Annotated in this window: 16 protein-coding genes and 2 tRNA genes; all 18 read left to right on the forward strand. The window is 59.4% G+C overall.

Annotation, left to right across the window (positions count from 1 at the left end; all coding sequences use genetic code 11):
• Positions 1-94: 94 nt before the first annotated feature.
• The 18 genes from leuC to CJU81_RS11640 all read left to right on the forward strand — a co-directional run bounded on the left by leuC (position 95) and on the right by CJU81_RS11640 (position 18,368).
• Positions 95-1,528 carry a 3-isopropylmalate dehydratase large subunit gene (gene leuC / locus CJU81_RS11555; RefSeq protein ID WP_095036704.1) on the forward strand — a complete coding sequence of 478 codons (1,434 nt, stop codon included), beginning with the start codon at positions 95-97 and terminating at the stop codon, positions 1,526-1,528.
• On the forward strand, positions 1,525-2,169 hold the full coding sequence (gene leuD / locus CJU81_RS11560; RefSeq protein WP_095036705.1) for a 3-isopropylmalate dehydratase small subunit: 645 nt from the start codon (positions 1,525-1,527) through the stop codon (positions 2,167-2,169). The genes leuC and leuD overlap by 4 nt, the downstream gene beginning before the upstream one ends.
• Before the next feature lie 119 nt (positions 2,170-2,288).
• The gene (locus CJU81_RS11565; protein WP_095036706.1) at positions 2,289-3,056 is read left to right on the forward strand and encodes a class I SAM-dependent methyltransferase; all 768 of its coding nucleotides are present in this window, start codon (positions 2,289-2,291) and stop codon (positions 3,054-3,056) included.
• 56 nt (positions 3,057-3,112) lie between these two features.
• Positions 3,113-4,195 carry a 3-isopropylmalate dehydrogenase gene (leuB, locus tag CJU81_RS11570; protein ID WP_095036707.1) on the forward strand — a complete coding sequence of 361 codons (1,083 nt, stop codon included), beginning with the start codon at positions 3,113-3,115 and terminating at the stop codon, positions 4,193-4,195.
• Between the two features lie 68 nt (positions 4,196-4,263).
• Positions 4,264-5,376, forward strand: coding sequence for an aspartate-semialdehyde dehydrogenase (gene asd / locus CJU81_RS11575; RefSeq protein WP_095036708.1), 1,113 nt, complete (start codon positions 4,264-4,266; stop codon positions 5,374-5,376).
• A gap of 142 nt (positions 5,377-5,518) precedes the next feature.
• A complete protein-coding gene (locus CJU81_RS11580; RefSeq protein WP_095036709.1) occupies positions 5,519-6,529 on the forward strand; it encodes an aspartate-semialdehyde dehydrogenase in 1,011 nt (336 codons plus the stop codon).
• Between the two features lie 60 nt (positions 6,530-6,589).
• A complete protein-coding gene (locus CJU81_RS11585; protein WP_095036710.1) occupies positions 6,590-8,962 on the forward strand; it encodes a FimV/HubP family polar landmark protein in 2,373 nt (790 codons plus the stop codon).
• Between the two features lie 225 nt (positions 8,963-9,187).
• A complete protein-coding gene (gene truA, locus CJU81_RS11590) occupies positions 9,188-10,012 on the forward strand; it encodes a tRNA pseudouridine(38-40) synthase TruA (protein ID WP_095036711.1) in 825 nt (274 codons plus the stop codon).
• Positions 10,013-10,069: 57 nt separating this feature from the next.
• A complete protein-coding gene (locus tag CJU81_RS11595) occupies positions 10,070-10,693 on the forward strand; it encodes a phosphoribosylanthranilate isomerase (RefSeq protein ID WP_095036712.1) in 624 nt (207 codons plus the stop codon).
• 269 nt (positions 10,694-10,962) lie between these two features.
• Entirely contained in the window at positions 10,963-11,883 is a 921-nt protein-coding gene (gene accD, locus CJU81_RS11600) for an acetyl-CoA carboxylase, carboxyltransferase subunit beta (RefSeq protein ID WP_095028327.1), read from the forward strand.
• Positions 11,880-13,187: a bifunctional tetrahydrofolate synthase/dihydrofolate synthase gene (gene folC, locus CJU81_RS11605; RefSeq protein ID WP_095036713.1), complete on the forward strand. Its 1,308-nt coding sequence runs from the start codon at positions 11,880-11,882 to the stop codon at positions 13,185-13,187. Before accD ends, folC begins: the two co-directional genes overlap by 4 nt.
• Positions 13,171-13,794 carry an SPOR domain-containing protein gene (locus CJU81_RS11610; protein ID WP_095036714.1) on the forward strand — a complete coding sequence of 208 codons (624 nt, stop codon included), beginning with the start codon at positions 13,171-13,173 and terminating at the stop codon, positions 13,792-13,794. Before folC ends, CJU81_RS11610 begins: the two co-directional genes overlap by 17 nt.
• Positions 13,795-13,900: 106 nt before the next feature.
• Positions 13,901-14,458, forward strand: coding sequence for a CvpA family protein (locus CJU81_RS11615; RefSeq protein WP_095036715.1), 558 nt, complete (start codon positions 13,901-13,903; stop codon positions 14,456-14,458).
• A gap of 41 nt (positions 14,459-14,499) precedes the next feature.
• Positions 14,500-16,005, forward strand: coding sequence for an amidophosphoribosyltransferase (purF, locus tag CJU81_RS11620; RefSeq protein ID WP_095028331.1), 1,506 nt, complete (start codon positions 14,500-14,502; stop codon positions 16,003-16,005).
• A gap of 72 nt (positions 16,006-16,077) precedes the next feature.
• On the forward strand, positions 16,078-17,289 hold the full coding sequence (locus CJU81_RS11625; RefSeq protein ID WP_095036728.1) for an O-succinylhomoserine sulfhydrylase: 1,212 nt from the start codon (positions 16,078-16,080) through the stop codon (positions 17,287-17,289).
• An 8-nt stretch (positions 17,290-17,297) separates the two neighbouring features.
• A complete protein-coding gene (locus CJU81_RS11630; protein ID WP_176464833.1) occupies positions 17,298-18,065 on the forward strand; it encodes an SDR family oxidoreductase in 768 nt (255 codons plus the stop codon).
• Positions 18,066-18,163: 98 nt separating this feature from the next.
• Positions 18,164-18,239 (forward strand) — tRNA-Val (locus CJU81_RS11635).
• A 55-nt stretch (positions 18,240-18,294) separates the two neighbouring features.
• A tRNA-Asp gene (locus CJU81_RS11640) sits at positions 18,295-18,368 on the forward strand.
• The last annotated feature ends 2 nt before the right edge of the window (positions 18,369-18,370 follow it).

Genomic DNA, 18,370 nt, shown 5'->3' on the forward strand with positions numbered 1-18,370 from the left:
ATGAATTTGAGTTATTCACTGTAACGCCATAGGATCGACCTCACAAGCCAAGTGGTTATTGGCACAGAAAAGTAGCTGATGAGGAAACCGTCTGATGGCCGGCAAAACGCTCTACGACAAGCTCTGGGATTCGCATTTGGTCAAGCAGCGCGACGATGGCTCGGCGCTGATCTACATCGACCGTCACATCATTCACGAAGTGACCTCGCCGCAAGCCTTTGAAGGTCTGCGCCTGGCCGGGCGCAAGCCTTGGCGCATCGATGCCAATATCGCGACCCCGGACCACAACGTACCGACCACGCCGGAGCGCAAGGGCGGGATCGAAGCGATTGCTGACGAAGTTTCCCGTTTGCAGGTCCAGACCCTCGACGACAACTGTGACGAATACGGCATTACCGAATTCAAGATGAACGATGTGCGTCAGGGTATCGTTCACGTCATCGGCCCGGAGCAGGGCGCCACCTTGCCGGGCATGACCGTGGTCTGCGGCGACTCGCACACCTCGACTCACGGCGCTTTCGGTGCATTGGCCCACGGCATCGGCACCTCCGAGGTCGAACATGTGCTCGCCACCCAGTGCCTCGTCGCCAAGAAAATGAAGAACATGCTGGTCTCGGTTGAAGGGCAATTGCCGTTCGGCGTGACCGCCAAGGACATCGTGCTGGCTGTAATCGGCAAGATCGGTACTGCCGGCGGCAATGGTCACGCCATCGAATTTGCCGGCAGCGCGATTCGCGACCTGTCGGTTGAAGGCCGCATGACCATCTGCAACATGTCCATCGAAGCCGGTGCCCGTGTGGGCCTGGTGGCAGCGGACCAGAAAACCGTCGACTACGTGAAGGGCCGTCCGTTTTCCCCGAAAGGCGCTGAATGGGACCTGGCGGTAGAAGCCTGGAAAGACCTGGTTTCCGATGCCGATGCCAAATTTGACACCGTGGTTGAACTCGACGCCGCGCAAATCAAGCCACAGGTCAGCTGGGGCACTTCGCCCGAGATGGTCCTGGCCGTTGATCAAAACGTGCCGGACCCGGCGCAGGAAGCCGATCTGGTCAAGCGTGGCTCGATTGAACGCGCCTTGAAGTACATGGGTTTGACCGCCAATCAGGCGATCACCGATATCCAGCTCGATCGCGTGTTTATTGGCTCGTGCACCAACTCGCGGATCGAAGACTTGCGCGCTGCGGCAGTGATTGCCAAGGGGCGCAAGGTGGCGTCCACGATCAAGCAGGCCATTGTGGTACCGGGTTCGGGGCTGGTTAAAGCCCAGGCCGAAGCGGAAGGCCTGGACAAGATTTTCCTGGAAGCCGGTTTTGAATGGCGCGAGCCGGGTTGCTCGATGTGTCTGGCGATGAACCCGGACCGCCTGGAGTCTGGCGAGCACTGCGCCTCGACCTCCAACCGCAACTTCGAAGGCCGTCAGGGCGCCGGTGGCCGTACTCATTTGGTGAGCCCGGCCATGGCCGCCGCCGCTGCGGTGAATGGTCGCTTTATCGATGTCCGTGAATTGATCCAGGGGAGCGCAGCATGAAAGCCTTTACTCAGCACACTGGTCTGGTTGCGCCGTTGGACCGTGCCAACGTCGATACCGACCAGATCATTCCAAAGCAGTTTTTGAAGTCGATCAAGCGCACCGGTTTTGGCCCGAACCTGTTTGATGAATGGCGCTATCTGGATGTGGGGCAGCCTTACCAGGACAACTCCAGGCGCCCGCTGAACAAGAATTTCGTACTCAATGCCGAGCGTTACCAGGGCGCCAGTGTATTGCTGGCCCGGGAAAACTTCGGTTGCGGCTCCAGCCGTGAGCACGCGCCGTGGGCACTGGAAGAGTACGGCTTTCGCAGCATCATCGCGCCAAGCTATGCCGACATCTTCTTCAATAACAGCTTCAAGAACGGCCTGTTGCCGATCATCTTGAGCGACGCTGAAGTGGATGAGTTGTTTGCTCAGGTTGAAGCCGAGCCGGGTTATCAGCTCAAGATCGACCTTGAGGCGCAAACCGTGACCCGCCCGGATGGCAAGGTATTGAGTTTCGAGATTGATGCGTTCCGCAAGCATTGCCTGCTCAATGGCCTGGACGATATCGGCCTGACCTTGCAGGACGGCGATGCGATTGCAGCGTTCGAAAGCAAGCACCGTGCAAGCCAGCCGTGGTTGTTTCGCGACGCATAACACGTCTTGTAGTCGCTGCCGCAGGCTGCGAAGGGTTGCGTAGCAACCCGTTTTCTGGAATCTCCGCGACCCCTATCGCAGCCTGCGGCAGCGACTACAGACTCAACAAGGACATCGACATGACCAGCACCGCCCGGCACAACCAGGTTGTAGAAAAACAGTTTGGTGAACAGGCAGCGGCCTATCTGAGCAGTGCCGTGCATGCCCAAGGCACCGAGTTCGGCCTGCTCAAGGCCGAGCTGGCGGGCAAATCGCAGGCGCGGGTACTGGATCTGGGCTGTGGTGCGGGCCATGTAAGCTTTCACGTGGCTGCACTGGTCAAGGACGTGGTGGCCTACGACCTGTCGCAACAAATGCTCGATGTGGTCAGTGCTGCCGCAACCGCTCGTGAACTGGGCAATATCAGCACCGTTTGCGGCGCTGCAGAGCGTTTGCCGTTTGCCGATGGCGAATTCGACTATGTGCTCAGCCGTTACTCAGCGCACCACTGGAGTGACCTGGGCGTGGCCCTGCGCGAAGTGCGCCGGGTACTCAAGCCTGGCGGCGTGGCGGCATTTATCGATGTGATTTCACCCGGCAGCCCGTTGTTCGACACCTATCTGCAAAGTGTCGAGGTGCTGCGTGACACCAGCCATGTGCGCGATTATTCAACCGCCGAGTGGCTGCGTCAGGTCAGTGAAGCCGGTTTGCATACTCGCAGCACACAGCGTCAGCGTTTGCGTTTAGAGTTCAGCTCCTGGATCGAGCGCATGCGTACGCCACAGGTCATGAGTGCGGCCATCCGCCAGTTGCAGCAATCGATGGGCGCCGAAGTACGCGATTATTTTGAAATTGAAGCCGATGGTTCGTTCAGCACCGATGTGCTGGTGCTGTGGGCCGAGAAGTAACCTGAAAATTTCCGGGTGCGCCTGCGGGGGCATCAACAGACAAGAAAGAGGAACCCATGAGCAAGCAGATTCTGATTCTCCCAGGCGACGGTATCGGTCCGGAAATCATGGCCGAAGCGGTCAAGGTGCTGGAGCTGGCCAGTGACAAGTTCAACCTGGGCTTTGAGCTGATCCACGACCTGATCGGCGGCGCAGCCATCGACCAGCACGGCGTACCGCTGGCCGACGAGACTCTGGAGCGTGCCCGTGCTGCCGACGCGGTATTGCTGGGCGCCGTGGGTGGCCCCAAGTGGGACAAGATCGAGCGTGATATCCGCCCTGAACGCGGCCTGCTGAAGATCCGTGCGCAACTGGGCCTGTTCGGCAATCTGCGCCCGGCGATCCTGTATCCGCAACTGGCCGATGCATCGAGCCTCAAGCCTGAAATCGTTTCCGGGCTGGATATCCTCATCGTTCGCGAATTGACCGGCGGTATCTACTTCGGCGCTCCGCGTGGCACCCGTGAGCTGGAAAACGGCGAGCGTCAGGCCTATGACACCCTGCCTTACAGCGAAAGCGAAATCCGCCGTATCGCCCGCGTCGGTTTCGACATGGCCCGTGTGCGTGGCAAAAAACTGTGCTCGGTGGACAAGGCCAACGTACTGGCTTCCAGCCAGCTGTGGCGTGAAGTGGTCGAGCAGGTGGCCAAGGATTACCCTGACGTCGAACTGAGCCATATGTATGTCGACAACGCCGCGATGCAACTGGTGCGGGCACCCAAGCAATTTGACGTGATTGTCACCGAAAACATGTTTGGTGACATTCTGTCCGACCAGGCTTCGATGCTCACCGGCTCTATCGGCATGCTGCCGTCGGCGTCCCTGGACACCCACAACAAGGGCATGTACGAGCCTTGCCACGGTTCGGCGCCGGACATCGCGGGGCAGGGCATTGCCAACCCGCTGGCGACCATTCTGTCGGTGTCGATGATGCTGCGTTACAGCTTCAATCAGACCGTTGCTGCCGATGCCATCGAGCAGGCTGTCAGCCTGGTTCTGGACCAGGGCTTGCGTACCGGTGATATCTGGTCGACGGGTTGCACCCGGGTCGGAACACAGGAAATGGGCAATGCAGTAGTCGCGGCGCTGCAGAATCTGTAATCTCTCGGGCCCGTTACTTCCTGTTGGTGGAAGTAACGACCCCACTTTTTGTTAAAGGTGTAGTTGCGATGAAACGTGTAGGTCTGGTCGGTTGGCGCGGTATGGTTGGTTCCGTGCTCATGCAGCGGATGCTGGAAGAGCAGGATTTCGATCTGATCGAGCCGGTGTTTTTCACGACTTCCAATGTCGGTGGACAAGGTCCGTCCGTGGGCAAGGATATTGCTCCGCTCAAGGATGCTTACAACATTGAAGAGCTGAAAACCCTCGATGTAATCCTGACCTGCCAGGGCGGCGACTACACCAGCGAGGTATTCCCCAAGCTGCGTGAGGCGGGCTGGCAAGGTTACTGGATCGATGCGGCGTCGACCCTGCGCATGCAGGATGATGCGGTCATTATTCTGGACCCGGTCAACCGCAAGGTCATTGACCATCAGCTGGATGCCGGTACCAAGAACTATATTGGCGGCAACTGCACTGTCAGCCTGATGCTGATGGGCCTGGGTGGCCTGTTTGAAGCCGGTCTGGTGGAGTGGATGAGTGCCATGACCTACCAGGCGGCCTCGGGCGCCGGTGCGCAGAACATGCGTGAGCTGATCAAGCAAATGGGCGCCACCCATGCTGCAGTCGCCGATCAACTGGCAGACCCGGCTAGCGCGATCCTGGATATCGACCGCCGTGTGGCCGAGGCCATGCGCAGCGATGCCTACCCGACCGAAAACTTCGGAGTGCCACTGGCCGGCAGCCTGATCCCGTGGATCGACAAAGAGCTGCCAAACGGTCAGAGCCGTGAAGAATGGAAGGCGCAGGCAGAAACCAACAAGATCCTGGGTCGTTTCAAAAACCCGGTTCCAGTGGATGGCATCTGCGTGCGTATCGGTGCGATGCGTTGCCACAGTCAGGCTTTGACCATCAAGCTGAACAAGGATGTGCCGATTGCTGATATCGAAGCCCTGATCAGCCAGCACAACCCGTGGGTCAAGCTGGTGCCGAATCAGCGTGAAGCGAGCATCCAGGAACTGAGCCCGACCAGGGTCACAGGTACCCTGAATGTACCGGTTGGCCGTCTGCGCAAGCTGAACATGGGTTCGCAGTTCCTTGGTGCGTTCACCGTGGGTGACCAGTTGCTATGGGGTGCGGCCGAGCCGTTGCGCCGCATGCTGCGGATTTTGCTGGAGCGCTGATTCGCGCTTTGCATGCCCGGGCCCGCGTCTCGCAAGAGACGCGGGCTTTTTGTTGGGCAACCATCAAATCGGCCGGCTGCGTTGCCTGTAGCGGTTGTGCCCGGTACAGTGCCGCTCCCCACGTTTCGCCTGAGGTAGACACATGAACCAGTCCTTTGATATCGCCGTCGTTGGCGCCACCGGCACTGTCGGCGAAACCATCGTACAAATGCTTGAAGAGCGTAATTTTCCGGTAGGCACGTTGCACCTGCTGGCCAGCAGTGAATCCGACGGACACTCAGTGCCTTTTCGCGGTAAAAACGTCAGGGTGCGTGATGTCGATGCCTTCGATTTCAGCAGCGTACAGCTGGCCTTCTTCGCTGCAGGCCCTGGCGTTACCTTGAGTTTTGCTGCCAAGGCCAGTGCCGCCGGCTGCATGGTGGTCGATTTGTCCGGCGCCTTGCCGTCTGCGCAGGCGCCGCAGGTGGTACCTGAAGCCAACGCGCAGGTGCTGGCAACGTTGAAAAAACCACTTCAGGTCAGCAGCCCGAGCCCTTCGGCCACCGCTCTGGCCGTAGTCCTGGCGCCTTTGCTCAAGGTGCTGGAAATTCAGCGGGTCAATGTGACGGCTTGCATGGCAGTTTCCGCTCAAGGCCGTGAAGCGGTCTCGGAGCTGGCACGCCAAACCACCGCGCTGCTGAACCTGCATCCGCTGGAAACCAGCTTCTTTGATCGTCAAATGGCCTTCAACGTCCTGGCCCAGGTCGGCACTCCTGATGAACAGGGCCATGTGCCTATTGAAAAACGTTTGGTCAATGAGCTGCGCGAAGTTCTGGCTATGCCTACGCTGAAGGTATCGGCCAGCAGTGTGCAAGTGCCGGTATTTTTTGGTGACAGCTTCAGCGTGTCCCTGCAACTGGCCGGACCGGTGGATCTGGATGAGGTCAATGCCGCCCTTGAGGCAGGCGAGGGTATCGAGCTGGTGGAAGCCGGTGACTACCCGACCGCTGTTGGCGATGCTGTAGGCCAGGATGTGGTGTATGTCGGGCGAGTGCGTCACGGTGTGGACGACACGACTGAACTTAATCTGTGGCTGACGTCAGATAACGTACGCAAGGGTGGCGCATTGAACGCCGTGCAGTTGGCTGAGTTGTTGATAAAAGACCCGCTGTAAAAGATACTTGGCTGCTTACAGGTCTCGTGGGACGAGGTCTGTACCAATAAGGAAGAGGCTATGGTTCAGGTTCGCAAATTGGTGTTGGCAATCGCTGCCGCTTCGGCACTGTCATCCGGTATGGCGCAGGCGCTTGAGCTCGGGGAACTGACGCTCAAGTCGAAGCAGAACCAGCCGCTGCTGGCAGAAATCGAGCTGCTCGATGTCAAGGACCTGACTGCCGCGCAAGTGGTGCCAAGCCTGGCCCCCGAGCAAGAGTTCAGCAAGGCCGGGGTGCCGCGCCCGGCATTCCTGGATGACCTGCGCTTTACCCCGATCATCAACGCCGATGGCAAGAGCGTATTGCGCGTCACCTCCAGCCAGCCGCTGTCCGAACCTTTTGTGAATTTCCTTGTGCAGGTGATGTGGCCCAATGGCCGCTTGATGCGCGACTACAGCGTGTTGCTCGATCCGGCGCAGTTCTCACCGCAGGCTGCTGCGGCGGCAGCAACTTCTGCATCTGCCGAGCCTGTGCAGTACACCACCACATCCCGTGACACACTGTGGGAGATTGCCGCCAAGGCGCGCAACGGCGGCTCGGTGCAGCAGACCATGCTGGCAATTCAAGCCCTGAACCCCGATGCGTTTATCAACGGCAATATCAACCGTCTTAAAACCGGCCAGGTGCTGCGCCTGCCGGATGCTTCGCAGAGCGTGCAGTTGCCTCAGGCAAGGGCGATCAACGAAGTGGCGTCGCAAAACGCCGACTGGCGTAATGGTCGGCGCACCGTGCCGCTGGCCCAGCAACTCGATGCAACCGGTCGCAAAACCGTGCCGGCCCCTGCTGCCAAGGCTGTGCACCAGGATGCCCTGAGCCTGGTTTCCGCTCAGGCAGGCAAGGGCGCTGCCGGGGATGCGAAAAAACTGGCTGACCAGCTGGCGATGAGTCAGGAAGGTCTGGACAGCAGCCGTCGTGAAAATGCCGAGCTGCAAGACCGGATGAAAGACCTGCAAAGCCAGTTGGACAAGCTGCAGCGTTTGATTGAATTGAAGAACGATCAGTTGGCCAGGCTGGAGGCTGGCAAAGAAGCGCCTGTCGATCCGGCAGCTGCGCTGCCTGTTGTCCAGGCCGCTGACGCGCCTGAAGCCGATATTGCGCCGGCAATCGAAGGTGTACCGGCGACGGCAGTGGCGCCAAGCCCTGTGGAAGCAGGTGCGCCCCAAGGTCATGAGCGGAAAATTCAGGACCTGCTGAACAGCCCGCTATTACTGGGGCTGGTGGGTGGCGGGGCGATCTTGCTGCTGCTCTTGCTGTTGTTGCTGGTGCGTCGTCGCAAAGCTCAGCAAGAAGCACAAAAACATGCGCGAATGGCTCGGGATCTTGAACATGAGTCCGGGTTTGAAGCTGACCTGGATCTGCCGCAAAGCAGTTTTGAAGGCCTTGAAACTCCGTCGCGCAGTGTCGATCTTGCACCTGCACCTGCACCTGCACCTGCACCTGCACCTGCACCTGCACCTGTCGTGGAGGCGGTAGCTGCGGTGGCCGCCCCAGTTAGCCTGGCCAAGCCGGCGGCTGATGTGCTGGATCAGGCTGAGCGCTTGATTGAGCAGCGGCAGTTGAGCGAAGCCGAGGCACTACTCAAGGTGGCGATCGATCAGGAGCCGCAGCGCAGTGATTTGCGCCTCGAGTTGATGCGGGTCTACGGCGAACTGGGTGATCGTGACGCCTTTATCGCCCAGGAGCGCCAACTGGTAGCCAATGGCAAAAATCATGCGCAGGTCGAGCAGCTCAAAGGTCGCTATCCGGGCATGGCAGTGGCAGCTGCGGCAGGCATTGCCACCGCGGCAGTGGCCACCCAGCTGCAAGCGCAATTTGTCCAGGACATGATGCGCGACGATCGCGAGGTCAAACCGCAGCCAGAGCCTGATGCACCTGCAGTTGAAGCGTTCGATCACGATTTTGACCTGAGCCTTGATGAGCTGGAAGCGGCTTCTCCTGCGCTCGTCACGCCGGAATCGGTGGATATCGACAAGCCGGTGGCCGACAGCTTCGAGGCAGTGCTTGAACAGCAGGCTCAAGCTTCCGGGCAGGGGGCGGCGGACATTGACCTGGACTTGCCGGCGGACTTCGACCTGTCCCTGGCTGACGAGAGCACTCCGTCAGTTGCGGCGCCGGACAGCTTTTCCGTTGAACTGGACAAGGTCAATGCCGAGTTGCATCGCTTGTCGCAAAGCCTTGAACAATCATCGCTGGAACAGCCCTTTGCTGATGACGAGCCGGAGTTCGACTTCCTGTCGGGCGCCGATGAAACGGCCACCAAGCTCGATCTGGCCCAGGCCTATATCGATATGGGTGACGACGAAGGTGCGCGGGATATTCTTACCGAAGTCATGGAAGAGGGTAATCCACAGCAGCAGGCCGAAGCCCTGGAAATGATGGCACGCCTGACCTGAGTGAAACGCCTGTAGTCGCTGCCGAAGGCTGCGAAGGGTTGCGGAGCAACCCGTTATCTTGAATGTGCTGTGACCTTTCGCAGCCTTTGGCAGCGACTACAGGTATTGCGTGCCTCAGCGTGAAATGTTTCATGGCGTCTTGCCGGGTGCGCCTTATAATGGCCGCCTTTGCGTTTATGAGCAGGCTGCAAGTCCTTGGCAAATATAGATAACCCGGCCGCTGAAATGGCCGAGGAAGGTTTTTACCGAATCGCGCTTGGCGTGGAATACAAAGGTTCGCGCTACAGCGGCTGGCAGCGTCAGGCCAATGGTGTGCTGACTGTCCAGGAAACCCTGGAAAACGCCTTGTCCAAAGTGGCCGCCTCGCCGGTTTCACTGATGTGCGCCGGGCGTACCGATGCCGGTGTGCATGCCTGTGGGCAGGTGGTGCACTTTGATACCCGGGCCGAGCGTTCATTGAAAGCTTGGGTCATGGGCGCCAATATCAATTTGCCCCATGACATCAGCGTCACTTGGGCCCAGGTCATGCCCGCGCACTTTCACGCCCGCTTCAAGGCCATCGCCCGGCGCTACCGCTATGTGATTTACAACGATCAGATCCGGCCTGCCCATTTGAATCAGGAAATTACCTGGAATCACCGCCCGCTGGATGTCGAGCGCATGGCCCAGGCGGCCCGCTACCTGTTGGGTGTGCACGATTTCAGCGCCTTTCGCGCCGGTCAATGTCAGGCCAAATCGCCGATCAAAGAAATGCACCATCTGCGCGTGACCCGTCACGGCAACATGATCGTGCTGGATATTCGCGCCAGTGCCTTTCTGCACCATATGGTGCGCAATATCGCCGGGGTGCTGATGACCATCGGCACGGGCGAGCGGCCGGTGGAGTGGATCCAGGAAGTGCTGGAGAGCCGCGAGCGCCGCTCCGGCGGCGTGACGGCCCATCCTTACGGGCTGTATCTGGTGCAAGTTGAATATCACGATGAGTTCCAATTGCCGGAACGTTACATTGGTCCACATTTCTTGACCGGTTTTAGCGACCTGGACGGCTGACGCCCGGATAAGCATTTGTTACCATCCGGGACTTTCGCGTTACGGGGTGTTATCGAGATGTCCGTTGTTCGCAGCAAGATCTGCGGTATTACCCGCATAGAAGATGCACTGGCTGCGGTCGAAGCCGGGGCTGACGCCATAGGCTTCGTGTTTTACGCCAAAAGCCCGCGGGCAGTCACGGCAGTGCAGGCGCGGGCCATCATTGCGGCCTTGCCGCCTTTCGTGACCACGGTGGGGTTGTTTGTGAATGCCAGCGCCTGTGAGCTGAACGAAACCCTGGATGCCGTGCCGCTGGATCTGCTGCAGTTTCATGGCGACGAAACCCCGGAGCAGTGCGAAGGCTATCACCGTCCTTATATCAAGGCTTTGCGGGTCAAGGCCGGTGATGACATCGCCGGTGCCTGCAAGGCGTATGCAGGGGCCAGCGGTATTTTGCTCGATGCCTATGTTGAAGGCGTACCGGGTGGAACTGGTCAGGCGTTTGACTGGTCTTTGATACCTAAGGGTTTGCACAAGCCGATTATTCTGGCCGGTGGCCTGACGGTCGACAACGTCGCCGACGCCATCGCCCGGGTGCAGCCCTACGCCGTGGATGTCAGTGGTGGTGTTGAAAAGAGCAAGGGCATCAAGGATCACGACAAGATTCGCGTCTTTATGCAGGCAGTGCGCACAGCAAACTGATGCGGATGTGACGGCTGGCACTCTGCCGCCGTCCATCAATACCGTTCTGCGAAGCAGGCGGGCCCGGTGGTATGACGGGCAGAAATTAAAGCGGCGGCCGCTCTGGTGCGTGCTGTCGCAAAGGCTGAGGGTTGCAGGGTTTTTGCTGGTTTGCCGAGTGCGGACCGCGGTCCCGGCAATCATCGCCACACACCTGATTAATTTAGCTCAAGGGCATACACGGGGCCTGAACTCTATTGTTCTGGCCACCGGTACTGGAGAAAGAAAGCATGAGCAACTGGTTGGTAGACAAGCTGATTCCTTCGATCATGCGTTCCGAGGTCAAAAAGAGCTCGGTACCTGAAGGCCTGTGGCACAAATGCCCGTCTTGCGACGCTGTGCTTTATCGTCCGGAGCTGGAAAAGACCCTGGATGTTTGCCCCAAGTGCAATCACCACATGCGCATTGGCGCGCGCGCGCGCATCGACATCTTCCTGGATGCTGACGGCCGCGCCGAGCTGGGTGCAGACCTGGAACCGGTTGATCGCCTCAAGTTCCGCGACAGCAAGAAGTACAAGGACCGTCTGGTTGGTGCGCAAAAGCAGACCGGTGAAAAAGACGCCCTGATCTCCATGAGCGGTACCCTGCTGGGTATGCCGGTAGTGGTGTCGGCTTTCGAATTCTCCTTCATGGGTGGCTCGATGGGCGCCATCGTTGGCGAACGTTTTGTTCGTGCCGCCAACTACGCACTGGAAAACCGCTGCCCGATGATCTGCTTTGCAGCCTCCGGTGGTGCGCGGATGCAGGAAGCCCTGATTTCCCTGATGCAAATGGCCAAGACCTCGGCGGTACTGGCGCGTCTGCGTGAAGAAGGCATCCCGTTTATCTCGGTTCTGACTGATCCGGTGTATGGCGGTGTTTCGGCCAGCCTGGCAATGCTGGGTGACGTGATCGTGGCTGAGCCCAAAGCGCTGATCGGTTTTGCCGGCCCGCGTGTTATCGAGCAGACCGTTCGCGAAAAACTGCCGGAAGGCTTCCAGCGCAGCGAGTTCCTGCTGGAGCACGGCGCTATCGACCTGATCATTGCGCGTCAGGAACTGCGTCCACGCCTGGGCAACCTGCTGGCACAGATGATGGGTTTGCCGACGCCTGTGTTCGTGGCGGCACCTGTTGAGACCATCGTTGTTCCGCCGGCACCTGCAAACCTATGACCCAGCGCACCCTTGGCGAGTGGCTCGCCTATCTTGAACAGCTGCATCCGGCCGCCATTGATATGGGGCTGGATCGCGCACGCGAGGTAACGAACCGCATGGGGCTGCAAAAGCCTGCGCCTCGGGTGGTGACGGTTACGGGTACCAATGGCAAGGGCTCGACCTGCGCGTTTGTGGCTTCGTTGCTGCAGGCGCAAGGGCTAAAGGTGGGGGTTTACAGCTCGCCCCACCTGCTGCGCTATAACGAGCGCGTACAGATTGACGGGGCTGAAGTCAGCGACGAACTGCTCTGTGAGGCCTTTGCGGCCCTGGACGCAGGGCGTGGCGAGACGTCCCTGACGTATTTTGAAATGGGTACGCTAGCCGCCTTCTGGCTGTTTGAGCGTGCCCAGCTGGATGCCGTAGTGCTGGAAGTAGGGCTGGGCGGGCGGCTGGATGCGGTTAATCTGGTGGATGCCGACCTGGCACTGGTGACCAGCATCGGTGTCGATCATGTTGAATACCTGGGCAACACCCGCGAATCCGTGGCCTTCGAAAAGGCCGGGATTTTCCGTGCGGGCAAGCCGGCCCTGTGTGGTGATCTCAATCCGCCACAGACCTTGCTCGACAAGGCTGCCGAGCTGGGTTGCCCGCTGTTTTTGCGCGGTCGTGACTTTGACCTCGCCAGTACCGATCAGGTCTGGCATTGGCGGGGTCTGGATGCCCAGGGGCAATTGATCGAGTTGCGCGATATTCCGTTGCTGGATCTGCCGATGGAAAACGCCGCGCTGGCCGTGCAGGCCTACGCGTTGAGCGGTCTGCCCTGGCAGCCGGAGCGGATTGTCGCAGCACTGGCAGGTACTCGCATCACGGGGCGGCTGGATCGTCGCCAGTTCAACTGGAAGGGCAAAACCCTGAACGTGCTGCTGGATGTGGGGCACAATCCCCATGCTACCGAGTACCTGGCACGCCGCCTGGCGCTACGGCCGATAACTGGCAAGCGCCTGGCGGTGTTCGGTTTGCTGGCCGACAAGGACCTGGATGGCGTAGTGTCGCCACTGGTATGCGCGATCGAGCAGTGGGCAGTTGCTCCGCTGGACACGCCGCGCACGCGCTCGCAATCCGAACTTGAGGTCGTGTTGCAGGGCCTTGGTGCTTCTGTAGCGGCCTATGGTAGCGTGGCGGCAGCGCTTGAAGCGCAAAGCGAGCAGGCTACGGCCGAGGATGAAATCCTGTTGTTCGGATCTTTTTATTGTGTTGCCGAGGCGCTCGAGTGGTTAGAGCGACGTGCCACACAGGAGGCTGCAAATGGCTTTGCTGGATAAGGCGTACAAACAACGGATGGTGGGTGCCCTGGTGCTGGTGGCGCTGGCGGTAATTTTTTTGCCGATGCTGTTTTCGCGTCAGGATGAGCAGCGTCAGATCCAGGTTGACGCACCGACCGCACCTGCAATGCCAGAAATGGCCCAGATAAAGGTCGAGCCCGTTGCCGTTCCTGAGCCACAGGTCATTCCTGAAGAGCCGGCCCCGGTTGAGCAGCCGGTTGTCCAGCAGCAGGCGCCGGTCCCGGTCGCACCTGTGGCCAAACCTGCCGTGGTTGCTGCCAAGCCGCCGACGGTGACCCCGGCGCAAACCGTTGCCCAGGCACCGGCCAAGCTGGACACCACGCAAAAGCGTGTTGACCCTAATGGCTTGCCGATCAGCTGGTCGGTCCAGTTGGTGAGCCTGTCCAATCGGGCCAGCGCCGATAACCTGCAAAAAACCCTTCGCAATCAAGGTTATAACGCTTATGTGCGATCTTCTGGCGGGATGAACCGGGTTTTTGTCGGTCCACTGCTTGAGCGTGCAGAGGCCGATCGCCTGCGCGATCTGCTTGGCAAACAGCAAAACCTCAAGGGTTTTGTGGTGCGCTTCCAGCCTGAACGTGGCTGACAGGGCAAAAAGGTTCAATCTGATTGCACCCGCACGGATAAATCGCCTTACCTGAGCGGCGGCGCTCTGCTAAAATGCGCCGCCTCATCTATCCGTAGGCTGAACTGTGCCATTTACCTGGGTTGACTGGGCGATCGTTGCAATCATCGCCATCTCCGCTTTGATCAGCTTGAAGCGCGGCTTCGTAAAAGAAGCATTGTCGCTGTGCACCTGGATCATTGCCGGGGTCGTTGCCTGGATGTTCGGCGGTTCGCTGTCGCAATACCTCTCCGGATACATCGAAACACCTTCCGCCCGCGTTATCGTCGGGTGCACCATCATGTTTGTCGCCACCTTGCTGGTAGGCGCAATGATCAATTTTCTTATCGGCGAACTGATTCGCGTCACCGGCCTGTCCGGGACCGATCGTTTTCTCGGCATGGCCTTCGGTGCTGCGCGTGGCGCATTGCTGGTGGTCATCGCGGTCGGGCTGCTTAGCCTGGGGCCGGTACAGCAAGACTCATGGTGGCAGGAGTCACGGCTCGTGCCACAATTTCTATTGGTTGCCGACTGGTCCAAAAACCTCATTCTGGGGTGGAGCAGTCAGTGGCTGGCCAGCGGAATCAGCGTACCCGCTGACATTCCGTTCAAGGAGCATCTCTTGCCGGCTACCCAGCCCAAGTGAGCGGTGTTCAGTTCAGATCCATTAAGTAGGGGTTGCGTCGCATGTGTGGCATCGTCGGTATCGTCGGTAAGTCGAACGTCAATCAGGCGCTGTATGACGCGCTAACCGTCCTCCAGCACCGCGGCCAGGATGCTGCCGGTATTGTGACCAGCCATAATGGCCGGTTATTTCTGCGCAAGGACAACGGGCTGGTTCGTGACGTCTTTCATCAGCGTCACATGCAGCGTCTGGTCGGCAACGTGGGCATTGGTCACGTGCGCTATCCAACCGCTGGCAGCTCGACTTCAGCTGAAGCTCAGCCGTTTTATGTCAACTCGCCTTATGGCATCACCCTGGCGCATAACGGTAACCTGACCAACGTTGAGCAACTGGCCAAGGAGATTTACGAATCTGATTTGCGTCACGTCAACACCAACTCCGATTCGGAAGTGTTGCTTAACGTTTTCGCCCACGAACTGGCGCAGCGCGGCAAATTGCAGCCGACTGAAGAAGACGTGTTTGCTGCCGTGACTGACGTGCACAACCGTTGCCGTGGCGGTTACGCCGTGGTTGCGATGATCACCGGTTATGGCATCGTCGGCTTCCGCGACCCTAACGGTATTCGCCCGATTGTCTTCGGTCAGCGTCATACCGACGAAGGCGTCGAGTACATGATCGCCTCTGAAAGCGTGTCCCTGGATGTACTGGGCTTTACCCTGATCCGCGATCTGGCACCGGGTGAAGCGGTTTACATCACTGAAGACGGCAAGCTGCACACCCGTCAGTGCGCGGTAAACCCGAAACTGACCCCGTGCATCTTCGAGCACGTGTATCTGGCGCGCCCGGATTCGATCATCGACGGTGTGTCGGTGTACAAGGCCCGTCTGCGCATGGGTGAGAAACTCGCCGAGAAAATCCTGCGTGAGCGTCCTGAACACGATATCGACGTGGTTATCCCGATTCCGGACACCAGCCGCTGCGCTGCGCTGGAACTGGCCAACCACCTGGGCGTCAAGTTCCGCGAAGGCTTCGTGAAAAACCGTTACATCGGTCGTACCTTCATCATGCCGGGCCAGGCTGCACGTAAAAAATCCGTGCGCCAGAAACTCAACGCCATCGAACTCGAGTTCCGTGGCAAAAACGTGATGCTGGTGGATGACTCGATCGTGCGCGGCACCACCTGCAAACAGATCATCCAGATGGCCCGCGAAGCCGGCGCCAAGAACGTTTACTTCTGCTCGGCGGCCCCGGCGGTTCGTTACCCGAACGTGTATGGCATCGACATGCCAAGCGCTCACGAACTGATCGCCCACAACCGCAGCACTCAGGAAGTGGCTGAGCTGATCGGCGCTGACTGGTTGATCTATCAGGACCTGCCTGACCTGATCGAAGCGGTCGGTGGTGGCAAGATCAAGATCGATGCGTTCGACTGCGCAGTGTTTGACGGCAAGTACGTCACCGGCGATATTGATGACAACTACCTGGAGCGTATCGAGCGTGCGCGCAACGATGCTTCCAAGGTGATTGCACAGGGCGTCGGTGCGACGATAGGCTTGTACAACAACTAAGTGTTCACCAAACCGGCCCTGATGGGCCGGTTTGCGTTTATCCAATACAAAGTAGAGCAAGGAGTGGGCAGCATGAGTCAGGATTGGGATGCGGGTCGGCTGGACAGCGACCTCGAGGGCGTAGCGTTCGACACCTTGGCTGTGCGTGCTGGCCAGCACCGTACGCCAGAAGGCGAGCACGGTGATGCAATGTTCCTGACCTCCAGCTACGTGTTCCGCACAGCGGCGGACGCTGCGGCGCGGTTCTCGGGCGAAGTGGCGGGCAACGTCTATTCGCGTTACACCAACCCTACGGTCCGTGCCTTCGAGGAGCGCATTGCTGCCCTTGAAGGTGCCGAGCAGGCCGTAGCCACGGCGACAGGTATGGCGGCCATTCTGTCGGTGGTCATGAGCCTGTGCAGCGCCGGCGACCATATCCTGGTCTCGCGCAGCGTCTTCGGTTCGACCATCAGCCTGTTTGAAAAATACTTCAAGCGCTTTGGCGTACAGGTCGATTACGTGCCGTTGGCTGAGCTGGCTGGCTGGGATGCGGCCATCAAGCCCAACACCAAACTGCTGTTTGTCGAGTCGCCGTCCAACCCGCTGGCCGAGCTGGTTGATATCGCAGCGCTGGCTGAAATCGCCCATGCCAAGGGTGCCTTGCTGGTGGTCGACAACTGCTTCTGCACGCCAGCTTTGCAGCAGCCGCTGAAACTGGGTGCGGACATCGTGGTGCATTCGGCAACCAAGTTCATCGATGGTCAGGGCCGTTGCATGGGTGGCGTGGTTGCCGGTCGTGGTGAACTGATGAAAGAAATCGTCGGCTTCCTGCGTACTGCCGGGCCGACCCTCAGCCCGTTCAATGCCTGGATCTTCCTCAAGGGTCTGGAAACCCTCAACCTGCGTATGCGCGCCCACTGCGCCAGTGCTCAGGCGCTGGCCGAGTGGCTGGAGCAGCAGGACGGCGTAGAGAAGGTTCACTACGCTGGCCTCAAGAGCCATCCGCAGTACGAATTGGCGCAGCGCCAGCAGCGTGGCTTTGGTGCCGTGGTCAGTTTTGAGGTCAAGGGCGGCAAGGAGGGCGCATGGCGCTTTATCGACGCGACCCGCCTGATTTCGATCACCGCCAACCTGGGTGACAGCAAAACCACGATTACCCATCCGGCGACCACTTCCCATGGTCGTCTGGCACCGCAAGAGCGTGAAGCGGCCGGTATTCGTGACAGCCTGATTCGCATTGCCGTAGGTCTGGAAGATGTCAGTGACCTGCAAGCTGATCTCGCGCGAGGTCTGGCTGCATTGTGAGTGACTGGATGCTCGAGGCGCCGCAGAGCGGCAATGGCCGTGTAGCGCTGGTCACGGGTGCTGCGCGGGGCATTGGCTTGGGGATTGCTGCCTGGCTGGTCAGTGAAGGCTGGCAAGTGGTGCTTACCGACATTGATCGCGTCCGGGGTGCGAAAGTGGCCAGTGCGCTGGGCGACAGTGCCTGGTTTGTACGCATGGATGTGTCGGTTGAAGACGATGTGATCCAGTGTGTGGCGCAAGTACTGGGTCAGTTCGGGCGGCTCGACGGGCTGGTGTGCAACGCGGCGATTGCGGACCCGCACAATACGCCCCTCGAAAGCCTCGATCTGGAGCGCTGGAATCGCGTGCTGGCGGTCAACCTCACCGGGCCGATGTTGCTGGCCAAGCATTGTGCGCCGTATTTGCGAGCGCATTGCGGGGCGATCGTCAACCTGGCGTCTACCCGCGCCCGCCAGTCGGAGCCTGATACCGAGGCTTACGTGGCGAGCAAGGGCGGGTTGCTGGCATTGACCCACGCGCTGGCAGTCAGTCTTGGCCCGCAGGTCAGGGTCAATGCCGTCAGCCCCGGCTGGATCGATGCCCGTGACCCTTCTGTGAGGCGTGCAGCGCCACTGACGGACGCCGATCATGCTCAGCACCCGGCTGGCAGGGTAGGGGTCGTGGAGGACGTTGCAGCGATGGTGGCGTGGTTGTTGTCACGCAATGCCGGTTTTGTCACGGGGCAGGAGTTTGTGGTGGACGGCGGCATGAGCAAGAAGATGATCTACGGCGAGTAAGGCCAGGTCACTATTTTTGCATATTATGAAAAAACCCCAATCTTGTCCTTGACTTAGCTTCGATAGATGCGTAAATTTCGCGGCCTCAACGAAGCAAAGGGTGATTAGCTCAGCTGGGAGAGCATCTGCCTTACAAGCAGAGGGTCGGCGGTTCGATCCCGTCATCACCCACCACTTCTTGAGATTCTCGCAAGAGAAAGGTCGTTCCGAAAGGAGCTGCCACCGACGCGCAGCGGTAGTTCAGTCGGTTAGAATACCGGCCTGTCACGCCGGGGGTCGCGGGTTCGAGTCCCGTCCGCTGCGCC

Source organism: Pseudomonas fragi (assembly GCF_002269505.1).
Taxonomy (GTDB): domain Bacteria; phylum Pseudomonadota; class Gammaproteobacteria; order Pseudomonadales; family Pseudomonadaceae; genus Aquipseudomonas; species Aquipseudomonas fragi_D.